The following is an 18,658-nucleotide window of genomic DNA, read 5'->3' as shown; positions in this document are numbered from 1 at the left end:
AGCGATTCCCAGCGCACTCCCGAACCCGCTACTTGGCGGGAAGACTCGCGGGGAGTGCGCCGAAAATATTTCCCAGGTTGTCCTGGATCACCTTCGCGGCCAGTTGCAGCATCATGCCCAGGTCGATGTCATCGAACGTCAACTGGCCGGCACGCCACACGGGCGCCCAGGTGTTCGGCTCCGTTTGGCGGCTGACCACCCCCAGGCACGTGCCCAGCACATATTCCGCGTCCGCGTCCGCCATCTGCGCCACGGCGTCGGCCAGCGGGGCCAGCGACTTCGCGAAATCCTCTGTCGAGGGAGCCGATCCGCCCAGGGCGGACACCAGCCCCGTCAGGGCCGGCGCCACCCGGCGGGCGACGTGGAACTGCTGCATGGCGCTCAGCCGGCCGGACCGGTAATTCTGGCCTTTCAGAGAGATTTCCATCAGTTGTAGGTCCCCAGGTTGCGGTCAATCTTGATAGCGTCGAACTGCCACTCGACAATGCCGCCGTCCTTGGCGTAGGTCAGATCCGGCGCGCGCTTGAACGCGACGCCGCGCGCGATCGCGATGTCGCCCGACACCGAGTTGCGCACCGTGATCACGTTCTTCCCGTGCAGGACGCTGGATAGCGTCTGCGCGTCGTACTGGATCATCAGCGCCTGGTTGATGGGGCTGGTTTTCAGCAGCCGCACCGTGATCTGGCCGGACTTGTCGGCATGCAGGCTGTGCATGCCTTCACCATCCGCTCCGATGGTCATGGTGTTCTTGTCGGCTGCTGCCGCGATCGTGATGCCTTCTTCCGCCGTGGCGGCGCCGTACCCCATATTGACCACACCGGTCGGGCCGGCCAGCGTGGCCTGTACGTCGATGAACGAATAGGTAGCCATATTGGCGAGCTCCGATTACCGGTTGAAATTGGCGATGACGTCGACGCTGTGGATCGCGCCGGCCAGCTTGAATGCGCCCTGGATGACGGGTGCCTTGCGCGCCTCGCGATCGGCCTGGGACTGCGTGGCCACGGGCGGCGCATACAGGTAGTAGCCGCTCGACAACGTGTCGCCGCGGCTCAGATTCCCGAAGCCATCCGCATTCCACACACCGGGCGCCACCAACCCATTCGCGACCGTCTGATCGGCAGCCGCCGCGGCAGCGGTCAGCAGGTCGTTGACGCCCGCATCGGTTTGCGGGATCTTCGTCGTGCTGGTGTACAGGCGGTTGTACAGGGCTGTTTGCAGGTAGTTCTGGAACCAGTCCGTGCCGTGCACTTCGTCGAAGAAGTACCCGTTCGCCATCACGCCTTGCTCGATGATGGCGGTGTCGTTGTCGTAGTTCACGAACACGTTGCAGTTCTTGCCCTCCAGCGCGTTCACCTGGGTCGTGGTCAGCGTTTCCGCCGTCACGCCCGGCTCCTGCTTGAACTTCAGGGTGATCGTCGTGCGATTGCCCAGGAAGTTGACCGTGAACGCGCGGCCATAGATCGACGCCGACGCGTAGGGGCTGGACGACGAGTATTGGCAGAACGAGCGCTTGTACTTGGCCGCCTTCAGTCGGCTGGCGATGTCGGTGGCGACGGTCGGGTCCAGCACCGCGGTGGATTGGGTCGTCACGCCGTGAATGCGCGTGGGCGACGCCGCCTCGATATATGCCGCGACGCTCAGGTGGGCGTCGTCCGTAATCCCCGTCGCGGCGGCCTGCAGCCCATACCAGTCATTCGACATGTCGGCGAGCTTCTGGACCGCCTCGAGGTAGGTTTCGGCCGCGATGCCAGGCACCGGCACCGCCGACAGAGCCTGCGTCAGGCCCAGAAGCCCGGAAACGTCCTCGCCGGTGGTGTTCGCGGTTGCATAGCCCACCATCGAAGTCGCGCCCGTGGTGGAGCTCGTTACCACGAAACGGCCATTCACGCCATCCCAGACCATCGTGGCGCCCGTCAGCTTCGCTGTCACCTTGGACGCGACGCCGTTCAGGTTCGTCTCGGCGGACAGGTCCAGAGCGGTGACGGTCCTTTCGGTGCCGTCGATGGTGATCTTCATGGACCCCGTGGTGATATCCGTGAAGTTCGACATATCCTGGTCGCCGGGCGAGCGCACCGCGCCGCGCAGCAGGCCGGCCGTGGCCGTCTGTGCCCAGCGACCGATAAAAAGCGGGTTTGGCTGGGGAGACTGCGAAAAGAACAGCACCGCAGCGAGGTACTCCGGCGCCGTGGTGCCGAAATCGTTGGCCACGTCGTCGATGTCGGAGTATTCGCGGATCCGTTCATTGACGTCGATCACCGGCGACGAGCCAACAAGCAGAAGCGCGCCAAAATCGCGGGTGCCGGCGGCGAGCGGTGACATGACGATGTCGACCTTGACGATACGGCTGATGGAAAGCCCTTGGCTCATGGATGACTCCAGGAAAAGAAAGAGCCCGCTCGGCGGCGGGCTTGAAGTGGTTCAGTTCGGGAACTACGGGACTACGACATCCGCGCCCGGTCCCGTATCCGATTGGATAGCGGCATCGGCACCCAGCAAGTTCAGCACCGCGTAATCGCGGCGGATCACACGGCGGAAGCGCATAGGCAGGTCATAACGCTTCAGCCAACGCTGGTTGACCAGCTCTGGCGCTGCGATGGCATCCCCCGCCTCGACGAACGAAATGCCTTGCACGCTGATCTGCTCGCCGTTCTGGGGCATGTACGCACCGTCGCGCAGCAGGTCCGCATAGCGCATGGCGTTGGGCCCGTAGAACGTCGCCAGGACTTCCAGATCCTGGTGCCGCGTCAGCCTGTCGCGGCCATCGCCGGACGGGTTGTGCTGGATGGCGGGATAGTCCTGCGAGCGCGTGCGCGGCGTCACCCCCACGGCGCACCAGTCCACATTGACCTCCGGGGTCTGCGGCACCGTCGGCTGCCAGCGCGGCCTGACCAAAGCGCCCGGCAGGCCGGTGATGCCCTTTACGTAAGCTTGGAACACCAGATCCAGGTCAAGATCCTGAAGCGGAGGGGACACCACGGCCGGCGCGAGGTAGCCGCCGGTCGCCGAGGAATTAGCCATTGCCAGCCCCCTGAAGCGGAATCAGATTGCAGTAGGCTTCGACAAAGCCGTCGCCGTACCGCGAGTAGTTGTTGACGTTCGTCACCGTGTACCGCGAGCCGTCCCAGGTCACGACGTCTGCATCGATCCCTGGTGCACTCTCCAGCAATCGGAACTTCGTGACTACCAAGATCGAGCCCTTCACGCGCGAGCCGGTCGCCATGCGCACCAGCAAATCGCCGGAATCGCTTGTCACCACGCCGATGAATGGCGTGTCCGTGCCCACGTTCACCGCCAAGCCGTCATCCCCTACGGTCTGAGCATTTCGCGTACAGACGAGCGAATCGAAGAAGTCCGGGTCAAGCAGGACATCGGTTACGTCAAGGAACGGCATGGATGAACCTATTTCTTGCGGACCACATAAGTGACCGAGTTGCGGAGCTGCCCCGTATCGAGCAACGGCTTTTCACCAGTTCGGCCCCGCTTCTTGCGGTCGGCCAGCGTGCGCGGAGCCAGGGGGTCAAAGGGGCCGTCCTGAATCTTGGCCCTGACCGAGCTCTGCGCCCGCAGGCCGGCGCGCACCAGCGCGCGTTCCACGCCCGCCGCATTGCCGTCCAACGCTGCCTTGGCGCCGCCCCGGAAGTCCTCAACGATCTCCGGCTGCACGTTCTCGACCCCCGGGACCAAAAACGGGCGCGCCGGGATGTTCGCCTTGGGACTGCCGTTGTCCAGGATGTATCCAATCTGGGCGTTGGACAGCGGCGTATCTCCCTCGCGCTCGGGCGCGCTGTCGGGAATGCCCACCAGCACGTCCTTTTTCACCAGCTGCGCCATGGCGGCCAGCACTTGCGCCAACTTGTCGGTCGTGACGGTCATGCTCATAGCTGGACACCACCGGCACCGATCATGCGGGCATAGAAAAGCAGCTGCGTGCCGTAGGTCGTGGCGTTCCAGAATCCACCGTCATCAAGGGTCACCGCGCCGGCGTCATAGCTGGCGCTGACCTTGTCGACCGACTTGGCCGTCACCGGACCCGTCACAGCCCCCGGCGCGCCGCCGGCCGTGGCGGTCTTCTGACTGCGCGCGGCCAGAGCGAGCTGGTGAGCGGTGAACAAGGCCACGCCATATGGCCACAGGTTGCCCCACCGACATTCGGGCAGCAAGGATTCCGCCAGGGTGCCGAAGAACGACACCTGACCATCCGTATAGACGGTCGTGTCAGCGAATTCAGGAAAGTCCTGGCGGAACTTTGCTACGTCCATGGTCGGTCCTTACTTGGCGGTGCTCTTCCCAGAGGCTTTGCCGTCATCCTTGGGAGTGGACGGGGCATTCTGCGCGGCCTGCTCGCGGTCGGCAAGCGCCTGTTCGCGCGTCGCCAGCTCGGCTTCGCGCACCTGGATGGCCTGCTCGCGGTCGGCGATGACGGCTTCACGCGCATCAAGCGCGCCGGAGCGCGACATCAGCGCCTTTTCCTTATCAGCCAGGTCCGCCAGCAGCGCTTCAGCCGCGGCGCTGGTGTCCGGGTCCACCGTCGGTTCGTCGCCGATGTGAGCCTGCACATACCAGTGCTTCGCGGTTTCCGCATCCACGGTGTGGTTGCCGACCGTGAAATGGCGCTTTTCACCGCCGATCTGAACGGTGAATTCGCGGTTGACGTAGATCTTCGGCATGCCGTTCTCCTTAGATGCCGTCGCGGTAGCCCAGCGTTTCCGGGTAGACGAATTCCACGGCGCCCAGGCGGCCGAAGTAGGTCGTCAACTGGTAGATGCTGCGGTATTCCAGCGGCGTGCGTTGCAGCGGAACCAGCGGGAAGCGGACGCGCTGTTGGTCCTGCGTGTAGACCATCATGCGGTTGGCGTTGGCGGCGCCGCGCTGATACAGCCACTTCAGCGGCTGAATATCGAGTGGACGGCCGTTGACGCTGTTAGCCAAGCTGTTCTGGCGCAGGAACTCCAGCACGGAGATGTTGCCCGCCGAGGACACCAGCGTACCGACCAGCTTGGAATACTGGATCGGAGGCAGCAGCAGCTTGCTGGGGCAGATCGCGTAGCCGGACGCGGCCCACGTGCTGTTGATCAGCTCGTTCACGTCGTCCAGCATTTGCTGGGGCGTCGCCGTTGCCCAGTTGCCCGTCTGCGCATTGGTCGAGTTCGTGACCTTCGGGCTGTTCACCAGGCCGTACAAGCCCAGCGTGGAATCACCGATGTAGACCTGCTCATCGATGTCCATGTTGTGCTTGAGCTGCATGCCAGCGTACTTCTGCTGGTCGACGGGGCGGCCGAGCTTCTGCGCCGATTCCAGCTCGGGGATGGTCCAGCCCAGTTCCATGCCCCACAGGGTCAGCGGGCTGGCCGTCTTGCCGATGTCCAGGGCCAGGCCTTGGATGGAGTTCGCGTCCTTGCCGATCCAGCTTTTGCCGGTGGGCGAAGGACCGCCGGCGGCGGCGAAGCTGGAGTTGGTGAACGACGAGGTTTCGTCGGCGATCGAGACGTCCTCGCGCAGGTCGATGTCGCGCGACCAGGTCACGGACGCCAGCGGCGCGTGCAGCGTCTGGTCCAGGCGTTCCAATTCGCCGATCAGGAAGGCGCCGGCCGAGTCGATCGTCTGGCGATCGAAGGTGATCATGTTGTCCGTGGTGCGCGCGCGCGTCAGACGGCGAGTCGCATCCATCACGGCCGCCAGTTCGGTTTTGCTCAGGTTCATGTTTGCTCCGTAGGGGCGAAAAAAGGCCACCCGAAGGTGGCCCGTTCCCGTGATGGGGATCAGTTGCGGAAGGAGATCTCGACGTTGCCGTCCGCGTCAGCGGCCGACATGAAGATGGCGTTGATCGCAACGGTGTTGGTGCTGTCGGCAGCGCCTTCGAAGCCGCCCAGGGGCTTGCCTGCGGCGGCAGCGGCCACGCGGACGTACACCTGACCACCGTTCACCACGGTGGCGCCGCCGTTCAGCTTCACGGTGATATAGCCGCGACGCAGGACGTCACCAGGGCCGGACGTGGGCGGAGTTGCCACCCCCAGGCCGTCGGTGCCCGAATTGGTCGGGAACGGGCGGACCAGGACGCCATAAGCGTCGGTGGCCGCCTCGCCGCCGGCGAAGGGCACGAACTTGCCTGCGGCCATCTTGCCGACCAGGCCATAGGCCGAAAACGGAAGGGAAGCGTTCAGGATCTGGGTCTCAACGACCGAGTTTTCCTTGCGGCTGACATCGCCCGGGATGCCGGACGGCATGCGATAGACATATGCGACCATGATGGTGGTTCCTTATTTGTTGCCCGTCCGGGCGTCCCAGAACTTGCGGTTCTGCTCGTTGATGCTGCTGACCGTGGAGGGCCGGCCGAAATCCCGCGTGCTGATGCCGCTGCGCACGCCGGAGGTGTTGTTTTGGTGCCGGCGCAGTGCAGCCGCGCCGTTGAAGATCGTCGACACTGACGAGGCATCCATCGTGCTGAACTCCGGCGCGCGGCCGGCGAGGAAGGGGTCGATAGCCGCGCGCCCCGCGTCGGTCGCATAGGCCGTTTCCAGGGCCTTGCGCTGGCAGGCGCACACCGCATCGGCCGTCTTGGCCTTCTTGCTGTCGAAGGTCGGCAGCTTGATGCCGGGCGCCAGGATTTCGGCACCAGAGCGAACCGTGGCCATGTCGCCGGTGTAGGTTTCGCCCTTGGCTTCGGTGTTGTGCTCAGCTTCTTCGGCTTCCAACACCGTGTCCTTGGTTTCTTTGTCGTCGTCCTTCTCATCCATCTTGGCTTCCATGTCGCCGACGCGCTTGGTCAGCTTCTGGACTGCGCCCAGGATGGCATCGAGGGTGGCGCCGTCGCCGGTCTTGGCCGACTTGTCGTCGTCCTTGCCCTTGTCGTCGTCATCGTCGCCGTCGCCGTCGGCGTCCGCCGTTTCAGCGTCTTCCAGCGCCTCTTCGAGCGCGGCTTCGTCCTTGGACTTGAAGGCCGCTCGGATGCGGTCCCAGGTACTCTTTTTCTTGCTCATATCGCTTTCCTTATCTCCGATTGCGCAACGCGGGCCGCAACGGCCACGCTCTACCAGCGCCACATGGTTGCCAATGATGTTGCGCTGTACCCCGCGCCCGGGTTCAACCTGTTCGTAGTCCGCGTCGTAGCCACACGAGACCTCGCGCAGCGGCTTCTTTCCCGGCTCCTTGGGATCGAACCGCACTGCGTCGATGGCCATCCGATCGGTGATCAGCATGTCCGCAAGGACGTAATCCGCGTCCAGGCCTTCACCGCGACGGACGTTCTGGGTGATCCCGACCGCGAGCTGGCGCCACGTGTCGGGCGTCACGAACTCGGCCGGGTGGTCCATCGTCACCGGCTTGCCTTCAAAGCTGGCCAGGGTCTCGGGACGAAAAACCTCTTCAGGCGTGCGCTCAATGCGGATGATCCCGTCGCGGCCAGCCTCGACCGGCACTTCGCCCTCGGCGTACAGCAGTTCGCCAATGCGCGCGATCGGCACGCCCTCGCACAGCAGGAAGCCGTCGTTCGTGACGGACTGCCGCGCGCCTAGGCGCTCGACCGTGTAGAAGCCGCTGGCCATTCGGTCAGTGGTGTGCATGCTCATTCCTTTGCCAAGATCGGCTCCGCGTAGCAGCGGCAATTCCAGATTTCGCCCGGATGGTGCCGCATCCAGACCGGATGCTTGTCCGTGCCTTCGTTGACCATCGGCGGGTCGTTCCAAGCGCAAACCTTGCCGTTCATATGCCGGTGGCCAGACCGGACGTCGGTGTCACCGACCGTCCGCCAGATGTAATGCGTGCTGCCGATCGAAAGCGCGCGCGCCTCGGTGAGCTTTGCCGCAGTCCTGGCCACTTCGGTTCTGGCGATCAGCATGGCGCGGCTTTCGGCAACCTCGCCAGACCGGCCGATTTCCTCAGCGATCTCGGCTGCGCGCGTGCTGTCCTGCAACCCTTCGATCGTCAGCTTGTGGACGCGCTCGGCGGCCTCCAGCGGCAGGGACTTGATCAACTCGACCTGTTCGGCCAGCAGGGACTGCATGACGCGGCCGGTGTCAGCGCCGCGGATCTCATCGCGCAACGCCTGCGATATGTCCTTGCTGCGTTCCAGAAAGGCGTCACGGTCGCGCCGGTTTACCTCGGTCAGCATGCGCAGCGACGCGCCGCGCGCCCATTCGTCCAAGGCCCGGGAGTAGGACTCCAGAATCGAGGTGATGGGCGGCACGGCGGCGGGGTCACCAGCAGGGAAGCCGTCGATAATCGCCCCGATGTTGCGGGCGACCTTCTTCAACTGCGCCGAAAACTGGACCTCCGCGCGCCGGGCATTGACCGGGTCACGCCGGCGCGGCTGCTTGCGTCCCTGGTGCTTGTCCCTGGTTCTGGCCGATACCGAGCCCAGATATGTCGACCTCGCCAGGGTCTGGCGGCTCGTCGTCTGCGGCATCAATTTCTTCCTCGGTGATCGTGGTGAAGACGCCTGTCTTGTGCCCCGACTTGCGCAGCTCAGACAGCGCCGTCTTGCGGCCGATGATGCCCTTGTCGTAGGCGTCACTGACGGCGCCTTCGACGTCCTTGGCGATCGTCGCCTTCTCGGGGTCAGTCAGTTGCCAGCACGAACGGAACTCGAAACCAAATTTGTCGTCTGGCGGCCGGCCAAGCGATGACCGGTGGATCACGTCCAGCAGCACGCTCATGCCCGCGCGCAGCTGCTTGTCCTGGCCGTTTGCCACGTTGTCGTAATAGGTGCGCAGGTCTGAATCACCCGAGGCGTTCAGGCCCGCAGGGGACTGCCCAAAAAGTCGGACCAGCGGGATTTGCAGCGCACCGGAAATCTGCTGTCCGAACTGCAACAGCACATCGTCCAGTCCGGCGAACGAATACTGATGCGCCTCGAATTCGTCCTCAGCGTCCATGAGGGTCATCCCCTCGTTGGACTGAAAGCGGCGGATAAAGTCGATTTGCTTCATCAGCCCAGCCTCGGCCGGGCCACCCATGGACAGGATTTCGCGCAGCTTCTTGACCTTGTACGTGCGCAGGTGGGCCTTGTAGACCAACTGCGCTGCGCCCTCGGTGGTGCTGTCGAACGCCAGAAGGCGATCCCACAACCGTTCCAGCACCGACTGGCCCCACAGGTTCTCGGCGACGCGCTGCCAGTACGGCAGCTTCAGACCTTCCAAGCGGATCACGCGGCTGTAGTGCACGCGCTTGCCACCCAAGGCGGGCGCGGCGATCAGCACGTCGTAATACTCCGGCTTGCCCAGGTCAGGGCCGTATTCACGGACCAGATGGGTAAGCGACGGCTGCACCAGCCAGCGGTCAAGGGGCAGCAGGCCCTTGAACTGGTCCTTGGTGATGGTGTCCAGCTTGAGCGGGGTGGTCACATCCTGGCCATCGATCAGCAGCACTGCTATGGCGCCGCCATACAGCCGCGACCACTTCACTGTGTCGCACAGCGCGTCCCAGACCTGGTACTGCTCGATGGTCGACTGGATGCGCTCGACGTCGTCGGGGTCGATATCACTGGCCAGCTCGATGCCTGCACGCGTCATGTCTTCTGCGACGGCATCCACGGCCATACCGCAGATCCAGGACGAGCGATAGGCCGCCTCCATCTGAATGCGGTTGCGGCTGACTAGGTCGAACGTGTAGCGCCCTTGGGACGCCTGGTTGTTCGTCTGGATTCCGACGCGCGCTTCGATGTTGGCGAAGGAATCGCGGGCCGGCGCGGTGACTACGGCCGGAGCGTCTTTACGCGCAGCGACCTTTCCGAATGAGCGACGGCCCATGGTTTTCCTTATGCAGCGAGGCGCGCCCAGATATCGAGCGCGCGGGAGGCAGGCTGGTACGCGATCATGACCGCGTCAGCCAAGTTCGGAGACTTTGAATTGTCAGGTTGCTTGTTGACCAGGATCTTCCCGGACGGCGTCTTGCCATAGGTGGGCTGAGACAGCTCCATCACCAGCGCCGCTCGATCAGGCAGATCAGGGTCGATCGACACCAGCTCATCGGCGTTGAACTCCATTCCCTCGACGACAGCCCGGTACGTGGCCTGGAAGCGCATGCGCAACGACCACCAAGCCTGCGCCTTTGCGTTCGCGAAGAAATCACGATTGAGACGCTTGGGCACCATCTCGCCGTCCGGGTCGTGAACCTCGCCTGAACCTCGGAACGGCTCGACCATGATCTGGCGCTTCGCCGCAGCTTGGCGCTGCTCGTTGATAACACGCGAGTCGCCGCGCACCCCAGAGCCTAAACCGTCGGCGTCGTAGTCCAGCAGCTCATAGTCGTACTCGTCGCAGTAGCCCATAGCCTTGACGACGGTGTCGAAAATGTCGCTGCCCTTGCCAGACCACTGGTGCAGGTGCTGAAGCACGATGCCATGGCGCCCGGCGAAGGCGTTCTTGTCCCGGCCTTCGTCGGCCACGTCCAGCCCAGCCCGGCGGGCGCCTGACGGCGTGATTCCAAGCTTGATATGCGCTCCGACAGCTGCCTGGACCCAAGCGGACGGGATCAACACCCCTTCGACCGAGGCGGCATAGTTGATGTCAATCTCCTGTGCCACCGTCACCGGGTCAAGGTCGCGGATCTGCTTTTCGTACCACGCGTCGTCCTTCCGGGGGTCATCCCGCCAATGGAAGGTGAACACCGGAATCTTGCCGCTGTGCCGGCGCTGTGCGAACGGATTTGCTGACCCGTTCGGCGTGCTGATGTCCTGACGGCAGTTCGTGGTGGCCGCCAGAGAGGCCTCAACGAGCTGGGGACGCTCCAGAAATGCCGATTCGTCCACGATGTAAAAGCTGGCGCGATCACCGCGGCCAATGTTGTCGCCCGCCTCGCCGGTGATCACTGAGCCCGATCCCGGGAAGTGGATCCGCATATGAGCGGTGTGCAGCCGCTCGTCCCAGCCGGCCCGAAACTCCGCGGGCAGAAGCTTCAGGAATGCGCGCGCCTTCCAGAACAACGACTTGGGCGAGCCGATCTTGTCGACGTACTCTTCCTTGCGCGAGCCGAAGCCGACTGCTACGCCATCGCGAAACAGGCATACCGTGTCGGCCAGGGCAACCGTCAGCCAGGACATACCCATGTCGCGGCTTTTCTCGGTAATGCCCGGCTCCTGACGCTCCCAGCGCTCCATGAACCAGTGGACCCATTCCTCTTGCCGAGGGAACAGCAGCAGCGGAACGCTGGACGGGAGTCCGCGCTCAACGTTGCGAGGGTCAAACGTCATTCCCCAGTCAATGATGAACTGGGCCGGGTTCTGGGCGTAGAACGCCTTCAGGTGCTTCAGCTGCTCCGGCACCGCGCGAATGCGCTTCAGCCTTTCTATCCGCCATTCGAACACCGCGTTGTAGTCGGGGTTGCGGAAATCGAACGGGAAAGGCAGGGGCATCAGTTCATCAGCGCACGATAGGCGGCAGCAGCAGCGTTCGGGTCATCGGACACCACCGTCATGCCCTGCGCCGAGGCAGGCGCGGCGGGCGGCGGCGGTTCAGGGTTGTTCAAGCCGTAGATGTCACGCTCCAGGCCGACCAGCACCTTCAGCGTCTCTCCCAGCTTCTTCATGCCATCGACGCGTGCGCCGAAGGTCAGCACCTTTTCGTATACGGCGGCGCGCTTCCTTGCCCCGTCCTCGCCCTCTTCTCGTAGGAACTCGCCCAGCTGGCCGAAAAGCTCTGGCTCATTGGTGTGCGCTTCCAGTTCAGTGAAGAGCGCCATGCAGAGGTTGTGAGCGCGCGTCACGCTGCGCCGTTGCGTCAGCATCACGGAGGCCAGCTGTTCGCTGCTCTCCTTGACGACCACCGCGTCCTGCTCTTTGCGGTTACCGGAAACCTCCGTGGTAACCGCTTGCTTGGTAACCAGCGCTTCCGCCTTCGCGCGGATCTGTGCGGAGAGGTCGCGCTCCCAGCCATCGCGCTTGGCGCGCTTGGCGATCGCGACGTGCGATATGCCCTGTCGCGCCGCGATCTCGCGCACGGACAACAGGCCAGATCGGTAGTCGGCCTCGATGCGCTCCCAGTCGGGTTTCTTTTTCGCCTCGGTCATAGGATGGTTCACGGTATCGGGTTTGCCCCACATAGCTCGGCACTTGTATAAGCTCATTCGATACCCAGATCATCCATAATTAGGCGCCAGCTCGGTTGAGCGCCGGACACGAGGAAAATCATATGAGTAAGGATGGGGACTACGACGACGGAGACCTTTGCGAGGAGGATAAGGAAAAGATCGAGATCGAGGCTGAAGAATGGGAGACGATGAACGACCCCTATTCCGATGACGAAAAAGACCAAATGGGATCGGAGGAATTCTTCAGGCAAGACGCCTGAAATAAGTCGTTCTCCTGATTGTGAACGAAATTTTCACCCCACAAGATTCTCGCAAGTTATTGTTCTTTAAAGGATCGTTTATGGCCACTAAAAACCACACCGTACCCTACCCAGGCCATCTGAACACACCCGAGCAATGCGAAGCCGAACGCGCTCGCTGGGACCGAAAAGTCTCCACAGCAAAAGAGAAAGGCTGGGCTTGTCATGGCGCATGGAACGACCATCTCACCCAGATCGATCATCGGCAGCTCGACCTGCTGACCGCGGACATACCCGTTCGACCGGGATACTCGCGTGGGAAAATTTGAACGATGTTAGTTTTCTCCCACAGAGCAGAGGCCGGAGCATGACGTCTGCCAGCGGGTGCCCATGCGGCCCGGCGGACGGTTCTCTCTGGCCCCTGCTCTCTGGAAACAAAAAACCGCCCGGAGGCGGTCCATGTCCAAGATCAATGCGTTAGATTTTCTCTGCGATGGCGCGGTACAAGGCCATCCCAGCTTGGTAACGATTATTCCTTAAGCGCGATGTGTTGAGGTTGCCCGATAGAAGGCGGTGACTACTGCCGCTATGCACGACAGCTGCGCCATATTGGGCCAACTCGACGTGCCAATCTACTTCGCGCGATCTTTGTCCATTTGCTGCAACATCCGGGACAAAGACCCGGATGTTGCAGGCAAAGTCATCAGGATCGCCACCTTCTTGTGCCGCAAAAAACTTAAGGGATAGCCTCACTTCAGCGCTACCCAATGGAGTGACGAATTGTCCAATTGAAGGCAATTCACCATCAGCTTTGAACTCAAGCCGGGGGGAGTCTGGCGATTCGACTGCGAAACAATCAGCCAACTCCACCATCGCATTCTTTGCTTTCCCGATCAATTCCCTCACTGCGTCGGTGAATCGCAAATTCCCCCAGCTGGACTCATCGAACGGGTCTTTATCCACTTCAGACATGCGTCACTCCTGTCGATTGAAGAAACGCAATTGTGCCCGACCCGATTACAAATTGAAAAAGCCCCGGCTTTCGCTCGGGGCTCATTTCTTTCGGACGCACGACGCCCGCCATGGGCATCGGGTCACGTCGTTAGACGGTAGTCAAGTTGTCTTGACGCCGATTATGCACGCGGCTGGTGTATTGCGCAACAAAATCCTCGAAATTGCCGACGGCGCGCACCAGGATGTCGTCGTACTCGCGCAACCTGATGCCTTGGGCGCGGCACGTGGCCTTCCAGTAGGCCCGCTGGACATAGTGGGCCCGCAGCAGCTCGCGATGCTGGTGCAACATCCGGTAGACGGCGTTGCGCCAGGCCGCCTCGATGAACGCGCCGTCGGCCTCGTCCACCTCCATCTGCGGCTCCTCGACCTCGGCCAGCTTGCCGGCCTGCTTGGCCAGCATGCGGCAGATCTCGTAGGTGGGCGACACGCCGTAGCCGCCGCGGCTGCGCATCACCTCCCCCCCAATTCTCCAGGCGTTCGTGGAAGTCGAGCGGCAGGCGGTCCAGCAGCAGTTTGGGAATGGTCATGGCGCGGTGCGCTCCTCGTACTTCGAACAACGTTGGCCGATCTCCTCGCCCAGGGCGCAGCGCAGGACGCGCCGGCCGCCGAAGGGGTTGGTGATCAGGCGGATTTCCTTGCAGCCGGCGCAGGTGCGCGCCGGCGGGGGTTCTTGGCGGCGCTCCAGCAGCTTGGCCGGGTCGCCGCGCTCGGCTTGGTGTGTCCAGGTCATCGAAATACGCCCCGTGCGCGCGGGTAAGATGGAGAATTCAACTTCTTCACAGGTGAACCATGACTGTCCCCGTTTCCATCTTCTCCGGCGGCTCCAACAATGAAGACTTGATCAGCCGCGAACCCGGCGTCGAACATCATGTCGACGGCTACGAAGGTTTCGTCGCGCTGACGGCCCACCGCCCCGATGCGGTGCGCACCCGCAGTGTGTACACCGGTCAGGTCCGCGCCACTGAGGCCGAGGCCATGGAAGACGCCAAGCAGTTGGTGATCTCGATCGACCCGGATCAGTACGTCTAGTCCGCTCATGCTTTGCGCTCCTGCGCCACGGCGCCAAAGAGGTCGGTCTGCGGTTGCTCGACGGCCAACGGCGTGACGACTGCCACCAGCCGCGCGCCAAACTCGTCCGGCTCGGCCCGCCGGGCGCTGATCTCGCGCACCCAGGCGTCATCCTGGAAAACGACGTCCTTCAGGCTGTCCAGCACCACCTTCTGGGCGTTGTCCAGGTCCAGGCACTGCACGGTGTCATCCCAGGCCGCGCCCTCCTTGCGCATGCGCTTCTGCCAGTCCTGCGGGCGGTTCGGGTACAGGGTGAACTCGACTCGCACCCGGCCGGCGATCGGCTTGCGTACACCGGCCACCAGCGCCAGCTTCTGCACCTGCGCCTTGTAGGCCTTCGCCTCGGGCGTGACGTAGGTGCTGGTGAACGCCGGCTTGCCGCGCGGCGTTACCGTGCGGCTGGCCCAGTAGCGGTTCGCGCTGATCGGGTACGGCAGGGTCAGCAGCACACCGGCCGGCCCTTGCGCGCGCGCGAAGCTGTCCGGGGGTGGCGAAACACCACCCCCTTCCCGCGGCATGGCGCATCCGCCGCAGGCAATCGCCAAGACTTCGGCGCGCTTCGCCAGCGTGCCGGCCATCGGGTCGTAGGGGTCGGTGAGGTTCGGTGAAGCGTTCATGCGAGGGCTCCGATCATGTCGATGGGGTGGCGACGCTTGTCGCTGGTGAATTGCAGGCTGTCGGCGTGGCGCCAGAGGTTGATGCGTCCCTCCCACTCGCCGTGCCGGTTCTTGTCGCAGATGAGCATCGTGTCCGGCAGGTCGAGCGTGTCGGCGGCCACCTCGCCGTCCTTCCGCAATTCGGCCTCGGCGATACGCTCCTTGCGCTTGTTGCGCCACACTGTGAGCATCTGGTCGACCTGGTCGACGATGGCGCCGGAGCCCTTGGCGGAGAACTTGCCGGGGATGGCGTCCTCGTTCTCACCCTTCTTGGCGTGGTGCACCAGGTGGATGTGCATGCCCAGGTCGCGCGCCAGCGTGCACAGCATGTCCACGAAGTCCTTCTGGCCGTTGTAGTCGTCCTCGCCGCGGACGCACTTCATCAGGCTGTCGATCACCAGGTGGCGGACCTTCAGGCGGTCGGCGCAATAGCGCGCCACGGCGTAGAGCATGGCCGGCTTGACCGTGCCCTGCTGGTCGTACAGCCACAGGCGGTCCCGCGACCAGTCGATGAGGCGGTCGACGGCCTGCACGCTCGGGTGGCTGTTCATTGCGGTCTGGCGCAGCATGCGCTTGAGGGTCGACTGGGGCTTCATTTCGAACGAGGCGATGCACACCCGCTCGTCCTGGCAGGCGAAGCCGATGCAGGCCTGGCCCAGCAGCTCGCTTTTGCCGTGGCCGTTGATGCCCTGCCAGAGCGTCACTTCGCCCGGGCGGAAGCGCAGCAGGTCGTGCGTCTTGGCCCAGGGCAGCTTCGCGCCCGTGATCTGCTCGCCGTGCTCGACGGCGCGCGCCAGCTCGTCGCGCCAGGCCTCGGCGGCCAGCACCTTGGCCTGGGGCTCGGTTTCGGCCATGTAGGCCTCGAAGTCGACGTCGGCGGGGCTGATGATCTGGCTCATGCTGGGAATTCCTCGATGGTGGCGCCGGGCTGCCAGATGGCCAGCCCCCAGTCGCCGGACGCGATGACCTTGGCGGGCGAGCATTCGGCCAGGCGGCGCAGCACCTGCAGCGCCCGGGCCCGCGTCGGCGCCAGCAGGTGCACGACCGTGCCCACCACCGTGCGCAGGTCGAGCGTGGCCACGTTCTCGTCGTCGTGGATGTGGATCTCGGCATGACCGACCCACCGGCCATCCGTCATGCGGCCGATCATGGCCTCGGGGTGGGTGAAGCTTCCGTGGCGCTGGCCGGCTGGCACGCAGGCCACCCAAACGTCGGTCGGCCGGTAACCCGCCATGCGGGCAACGATGAGGGTCTGGTGTCCGATCACGTTGCCCCCACCCACGGCTGGTCCGCTCCATTGCCCGTCAGCAGGCTCAAGGACGCCGGCGGCATATCGTCCTCCCATCGCCGGCCGTTCAGGTACGTTGCCGGCGCTGGCTCGTAACCGCGCTTCCACTGGTCGGTTTCGCACATGGCCTCCACGTGCGCCACGATCTGGTCGGCAATCGACTCCAGGCCGTGCCGCTTCCAGCGCTTGCAGCAATCCGCCTTGTCAACTTTCCGCGGAGACCTGGGCCAGGAATTCCAGAACCGGACGAAGCCGGCGGGCACGTCGGCGACAGCCGGCAAGGGGTTTTCTTTACTCCCTTCCTTATCCACTCCACTCCCTTCCGGGGGTGAGGACTCGTCGAGCGCTCGACGAGTGGGTGCTGAATCACCTGGCTTAAACGGGGGGTGCTTGTAGGTCGGGCGCTCGATTTTCTGGTGGTGCCAGCCCGTTACGTGCAGGAAGTCTTTGTTTTCAAAGGAGTAATAGGCGATCAGACCATTCGACGACAGCTCGTCGAGCAATCCCTGAATACTCGACGACATGATGTCGTCACCAGGGAACACGTTGGCCTTGATGGTCTTCGCGCTGGCCACATGGTTGCCTGCGTCGTCGCAGAAATTCCACAGGCCGATGAACAGTAGTCGAGCCATCGGCGAGCAGTTCATCACCTGCTCACTGGTCCAGAATTCGGGTTTGATCGAGCGGATGCGGGCCATTACGCGGCCTCCTTGAACTTGTCGTTGTTGGCGGCCATCTTCTGGGCGCGCACGGGCTCCCAGCGCGTGTAGCCCCAGTCCCTGGTGGCGCGCTTGACCTCGCGGTCAATGCCGCTCTGGTCGTAAAGCGTGTGGCAGTGGTAGCAGCCGGGAACGGTGAATTTGTCGTGGACCTTCAGGCCCGTGCCCTTGCCCTCGTTCTGGTGGGCAGGCACGACCGTGGGGTCGCCTTCGTAGCTGCAGCACCCGGCGAATTGCAGGTAGCAGCGCTCGCCGCGGCACGCGGCCAGGTACTTCGGTTCGTGGCCGGGGCGCTTCTTCGGCGCGCGGCGCTTGATGGCGGCACGCTGCAGCGTGGACTGCCGCACCAGGGTGGCGCTGGAGCCGCTGGAGAGCCGGGCGCCGGTGGCGCGCAGCGGGGTCTTGCGGGTCAGGGGTGCGGAGCGCTTGAGCATCACAGACCATCCCCACGCAGCGCGTGCGCCGAGACATGGCACACAGGGTACAAGGACAGCCAGACGGAAAGGGCGACCGCACAGCGCGCGAACGTGGGCCGGCCATAGAACTCGTCCAGGTCCATCGGGGAATCGAGCCAGGCGCCGATCTGCTGCGCGCGCGGGGTGGTGTCGTCCCACATCAGCGCACCCACCCGGGAACCTCGATGGGCTCCGACCAGATGATATCGTTGTGGGCGCCCCAGGCGTTCATCAGCTCGATGAGGTCGCCCATCTTGCGCTGGCTCATGCCGCTGGTGTGTTCGCCCAGCAGCACGTCGCCGCCGTACAGCCCCCTAGCCGTGCGCTGCTCCTTGACCAGCGCGGCGGTGAAGATGTCCTTCCATGCCTCTTTAGGCAACCACTGCATGACGCCATTGACGGGCCATTGCCGCTGGCGCGCAACGTCGGCCAGCATGGCCCACATCTTGCGCTTGGTCGCATCGGAGGCGGTGGGCTCGGCCGGCGCGCCGAATATGTAGCCATCCGGCGCCGCGTCGATGTCGCGGTGCGCGCGCTGGCGCGTGCGGTGGTTCAGCGGGTAGCACATGCCTACCTCGCCCCGCAGTTGCCCAGGCTCAGCCGGGCCTTGCAGCAGCGCGAGCCAATCTCATTGCCGCGCGCCAGATAGTCCATGTAGCCGACCTCGACGATCGTCAGGCCCAGGGCCCGGCACATCGAATCCAGCTTCTCCAGCGTGATGCCGGTGGCGCCAGAACAAATCTTGGACGGCATGCTGGCGTCCCAGCCCGTCTCATCCAGCAGCTTTTGGCGCTGGGCCTGGTTGGCCATTGCCAAGCGCAAGGCCGTCTCGATGATGTGGGGACCGGACATTCCGGCCGGTTCAATGGGAATCATGGCTACTCAAAAGGAAAGGAATGCCCTGGAATTGGCCGCCGGGCACACTGGCGGCATGAAAAATCTGACCGAAACCGAAAAGCTGCTGATCACCGCCCAGGACATCGCCCGCCGGACGTTCGTTGACCCGTCCGAAGCCGCGGTGATGTCCATCTTTGAAGAGCTGCGCGCCGAGCGCGACCGCATGGCCTGGGCCACCGATGACCGCGTCGGCGCGACGGTGCATTGAGCAATGACGGCCCGAAACTGGCGAGAACCCCATCCTGCGGCTACGATCGGCGTTGCCCGGTCTGTCCGGGCGTGGCGACCAACCACAACCAAC

General features: G+C 63.8%; 30 protein-coding genes. 4 read left to right on the top strand and 26 right to left on the bottom strand.

Annotated elements, in window-relative coordinates; all coding sequences use genetic code 11:
* Window positions 1–28: 28 nt before the first annotated feature.
* The 15 genes from AOZ49_RS12185 to AOZ49_RS12115 form a co-directional block, all read right to left on the bottom strand.
* Window positions 29–427 (bottom strand): phage tail assembly chaperone, encoded by a 399-nt coding sequence (locus tag AOZ49_RS12185; RefSeq protein ID WP_082380416.1) that lies wholly within the window; start codon window positions 425–427, stop codon window positions 29–31.
* Window positions 427–870, bottom strand: coding sequence for a phage structural protein (locus tag AOZ49_RS12180; protein ID WP_054475565.1), 444 nt, complete (start codon window positions 868–870; stop codon window positions 427–429). Before AOZ49_RS12180 ends, AOZ49_RS12185 begins: the two co-directional genes overlap by 1 nt.
* Window positions 871–885: 15 nt before the next feature.
* Window positions 886–2,367: a DUF3383 domain-containing protein gene (locus tag AOZ49_RS12175; RefSeq protein WP_054475563.1), complete on the bottom strand. Its 1,482-nt coding sequence runs from the start codon at window positions 2,365–2,367 to the stop codon at window positions 886–888.
* Window positions 2,368–2,430: 63 nt separating this feature from the next.
* On the bottom strand, window positions 2,431–3,018 hold the full coding sequence (locus AOZ49_RS12170; protein WP_054475559.1) for a phage neck terminator protein: 588 nt from the start codon (window positions 3,016–3,018) through the stop codon (window positions 2,431–2,433).
* A complete protein-coding gene (locus AOZ49_RS12165) occupies window positions 3,011–3,391 on the bottom strand; it encodes a hypothetical protein (RefSeq protein WP_054475557.1) in 381 nt (126 codons plus the stop codon). The genes AOZ49_RS12170 and AOZ49_RS12165 overlap by 8 nt, the downstream gene beginning before the upstream one ends.
* A gap of 8 nt (window positions 3,392–3,399) precedes the next feature.
* Window positions 3,400–3,879 (bottom strand): hypothetical protein, encoded by a 480-nt coding sequence (locus AOZ49_RS12160; RefSeq protein ID WP_082380415.1) that lies wholly within the window; start codon window positions 3,877–3,879, stop codon window positions 3,400–3,402.
* On the bottom strand, window positions 3,876–4,259 hold the full coding sequence (locus AOZ49_RS12155) for a DUF4054 domain-containing protein (protein WP_054475555.1): 384 nt from the start codon (window positions 4,257–4,259) through the stop codon (window positions 3,876–3,878). The genes AOZ49_RS12160 and AOZ49_RS12155 overlap by 4 nt, the downstream gene beginning before the upstream one ends.
* 9 nt (window positions 4,260–4,268) lie before the next feature.
* On the bottom strand, window positions 4,269–4,667 hold the full coding sequence (locus tag AOZ49_RS12150; protein WP_054475553.1) for an STY1053 family phage-associated protein: 399 nt from the start codon (window positions 4,665–4,667) through the stop codon (window positions 4,269–4,271).
* Between the two features lie 10 nt (window positions 4,668–4,677).
* Window positions 4,678–5,700: a DUF2184 domain-containing protein gene (locus AOZ49_RS12145; RefSeq protein WP_054475551.1), complete on the bottom strand. Its 1,023-nt coding sequence runs from the start codon at window positions 5,698–5,700 to the stop codon at window positions 4,678–4,680.
* Window positions 5,701–5,759: 59 nt separating this feature from the next.
* Window positions 5,760–6,245, bottom strand: a complete 486-nt coding sequence (locus AOZ49_RS12140) for a structural cement protein Gp24 (protein ID WP_054475549.1) — start codon at window positions 6,243–6,245, stop codon at window positions 5,760–5,762.
* A 12-nt stretch (window positions 6,246–6,257) separates the two neighbouring features.
* Entirely contained in the window at window positions 6,258–7,559 is a 1,302-nt protein-coding gene (locus AOZ49_RS12135; protein ID WP_231690319.1) for a DUF2213 domain-containing protein, read from the bottom strand.
* Window positions 7,560–7,561: 2 nt separating this feature from the next.
* The gene (locus tag AOZ49_RS12130) at window positions 7,562–8,248 is read right to left on the bottom strand and encodes a phage head morphogenesis protein (RefSeq protein ID WP_231690318.1); all 687 of its coding nucleotides are present in this window, start codon (window positions 8,246–8,248) and stop codon (window positions 7,562–7,564) included.
* 43 nt (window positions 8,249–8,291) lie between these two features.
* A complete protein-coding gene (locus AOZ49_RS12125; RefSeq protein WP_082380413.1) occupies window positions 8,292–9,743 on the bottom strand; it encodes a DUF1073 domain-containing protein in 1,452 nt (483 codons plus the stop codon).
* Window positions 9,744–9,751: 8 nt separating this feature from the next.
* On the bottom strand, window positions 9,752–11,347 hold the full coding sequence (locus tag AOZ49_RS12120) for a TerL protein (protein WP_054475544.1): 1,596 nt from the start codon (window positions 11,345–11,347) through the stop codon (window positions 9,752–9,754).
* Window positions 11,347–12,000, bottom strand: a complete 654-nt coding sequence (locus tag AOZ49_RS12115) for a hypothetical protein (RefSeq protein WP_054475542.1) — start codon at window positions 11,998–12,000, stop codon at window positions 11,347–11,349. Before AOZ49_RS12115 ends, AOZ49_RS12120 begins: the two co-directional genes overlap by 1 nt.
* A 122-nt stretch (window positions 12,001–12,122) precedes the next feature.
* Here AOZ49_RS12115 and AOZ49_RS32490 point away from each other — a divergent pair, with 122 nt between their 5' ends.
* Entirely contained in the window at window positions 12,123–12,281 is a 159-nt protein-coding gene (locus AOZ49_RS32490; protein WP_156355642.1) for a hypothetical protein, read from the top strand.
* Between the two features lie 80 nt (window positions 12,282–12,361).
* A complete protein-coding gene (locus AOZ49_RS32485) occupies window positions 12,362–12,589 on the top strand; it encodes a hypothetical protein (RefSeq protein ID WP_156355641.1) in 228 nt (75 codons plus the stop codon).
* 148 nt (window positions 12,590–12,737) lie between these two features.
* Here AOZ49_RS32485 and AOZ49_RS32480 read toward each other — a convergent pair whose 3' ends face one another.
* The 3 genes from AOZ49_RS32480 to AOZ49_RS12105 all read right to left on the bottom strand — a co-directional run bounded on the left by AOZ49_RS32480 (window position 12,738) and on the right by AOZ49_RS12105 (window position 14,004).
* Window positions 12,738–13,232: a hypothetical protein gene (locus AOZ49_RS32480; RefSeq protein WP_156355640.1), complete on the bottom strand. Its 495-nt coding sequence runs from the start codon at window positions 13,230–13,232 to the stop codon at window positions 12,738–12,740.
* Between the two features lie 130 nt (window positions 13,233–13,362).
* The gene (locus AOZ49_RS12110) at window positions 13,363–13,728 is read right to left on the bottom strand and encodes a hypothetical protein (protein WP_231690317.1); all 366 of its coding nucleotides are present in this window, start codon (window positions 13,726–13,728) and stop codon (window positions 13,363–13,365) included.
* Between the two features lie 69 nt (window positions 13,729–13,797).
* Window positions 13,798–14,004, bottom strand: coding sequence for a hypothetical protein (locus AOZ49_RS12105; RefSeq protein ID WP_054475541.1), 207 nt, complete (start codon window positions 14,002–14,004; stop codon window positions 13,798–13,800).
* A gap of 59 nt (window positions 14,005–14,063) precedes the next feature.
* Between AOZ49_RS12105 and AOZ49_RS12100 the strand changes: the two genes are divergently transcribed.
* Complete coding sequence (locus AOZ49_RS12100) at window positions 14,064–14,303, top strand: hypothetical protein (protein WP_054475539.1); 240 nt, start codon at window positions 14,064–14,066, stop codon at window positions 14,301–14,303.
* Between the two features lie 5 nt (window positions 14,304–14,308).
* Here the strand turns inward: AOZ49_RS12100 and AOZ49_RS12095 are convergent, their stop codons facing one another.
* From AOZ49_RS12095 to AOZ49_RS32470, 8 genes are read right to left on the bottom strand one after another with little or no spacing between them, the layout of a single operon-like run.
* Complete coding sequence (locus tag AOZ49_RS12095) at window positions 14,309–14,959, bottom strand: RusA family crossover junction endodeoxyribonuclease (RefSeq protein ID WP_231690316.1); 651 nt, start codon at window positions 14,957–14,959, stop codon at window positions 14,309–14,311.
* A complete protein-coding gene (locus AOZ49_RS12090; protein ID WP_054475537.1) occupies window positions 14,956–15,897 on the bottom strand; it encodes an AAA family ATPase in 942 nt (313 codons plus the stop codon). The genes AOZ49_RS12095 and AOZ49_RS12090 overlap by 4 nt, the downstream gene beginning before the upstream one ends.
* Window positions 15,894–16,265, bottom strand: coding sequence for a hypothetical protein (locus AOZ49_RS12085; protein ID WP_054475535.1), 372 nt, complete (start codon window positions 16,263–16,265; stop codon window positions 15,894–15,896). The genes AOZ49_RS12090 and AOZ49_RS12085 overlap by 4 nt, the downstream gene beginning before the upstream one ends.
* Window positions 16,262–16,984: a hypothetical protein gene (locus tag AOZ49_RS32960; RefSeq protein WP_054475533.1), complete on the bottom strand. Its 723-nt coding sequence runs from the start codon at window positions 16,982–16,984 to the stop codon at window positions 16,262–16,264. The genes AOZ49_RS12085 and AOZ49_RS32960 overlap by 4 nt, the downstream gene beginning before the upstream one ends.
* On the bottom strand, window positions 16,984–17,439 hold the full coding sequence (locus tag AOZ49_RS12075; RefSeq protein WP_054475532.1) for a DUF1364 family protein: 456 nt from the start codon (window positions 17,437–17,439) through the stop codon (window positions 16,984–16,986). The genes AOZ49_RS32960 and AOZ49_RS12075 overlap by 1 nt, the downstream gene beginning before the upstream one ends.
* Window positions 17,439–17,621 (bottom strand): hypothetical protein, encoded by a 183-nt coding sequence (locus tag AOZ49_RS12070; protein ID WP_054475530.1) that lies wholly within the window; start codon window positions 17,619–17,621, stop codon window positions 17,439–17,441. Before AOZ49_RS12070 ends, AOZ49_RS12075 begins: the two co-directional genes overlap by 1 nt.
* A complete protein-coding gene (locus AOZ49_RS12065; RefSeq protein WP_054475529.1) occupies window positions 17,621–18,028 on the bottom strand; it encodes a recombination protein NinB in 408 nt (135 codons plus the stop codon). Before AOZ49_RS12065 ends, AOZ49_RS12070 begins: the two co-directional genes overlap by 1 nt.
* A 2-nt stretch (window positions 18,029–18,030) precedes the next feature.
* The gene (locus AOZ49_RS32470; RefSeq protein ID WP_156355639.1) at window positions 18,031–18,213 is read right to left on the bottom strand and encodes a hypothetical protein; all 183 of its coding nucleotides are present in this window, start codon (window positions 18,211–18,213) and stop codon (window positions 18,031–18,033) included.
* Here AOZ49_RS32470 and AOZ49_RS32465 point away from each other — a divergent pair.
* Window positions 18,203–18,565, top strand: a complete 363-nt coding sequence (locus tag AOZ49_RS32465; RefSeq protein WP_156355638.1) for a hypothetical protein — start codon at window positions 18,203–18,205, stop codon at window positions 18,563–18,565. The two genes, AOZ49_RS32470 and AOZ49_RS32465, sit on opposite strands and share 11 nt — an antisense overlap.
* The last annotated feature ends 93 nt before the right edge of the window (window positions 18,566–18,658 follow it).

The sequence above is a fragment of the Achromobacter sp. 2789STDY5608615 genome (genome assembly GCF_001298995.1).
Lineage (GTDB): Bacteria > Pseudomonadota > Gammaproteobacteria > Burkholderiales > Burkholderiaceae_B > Achromobacter > Achromobacter insuavis.
Note: the sequence above shows the minus strand (reverse complement) of the source record. Positions and strands in the feature narration are given on the sequence as shown.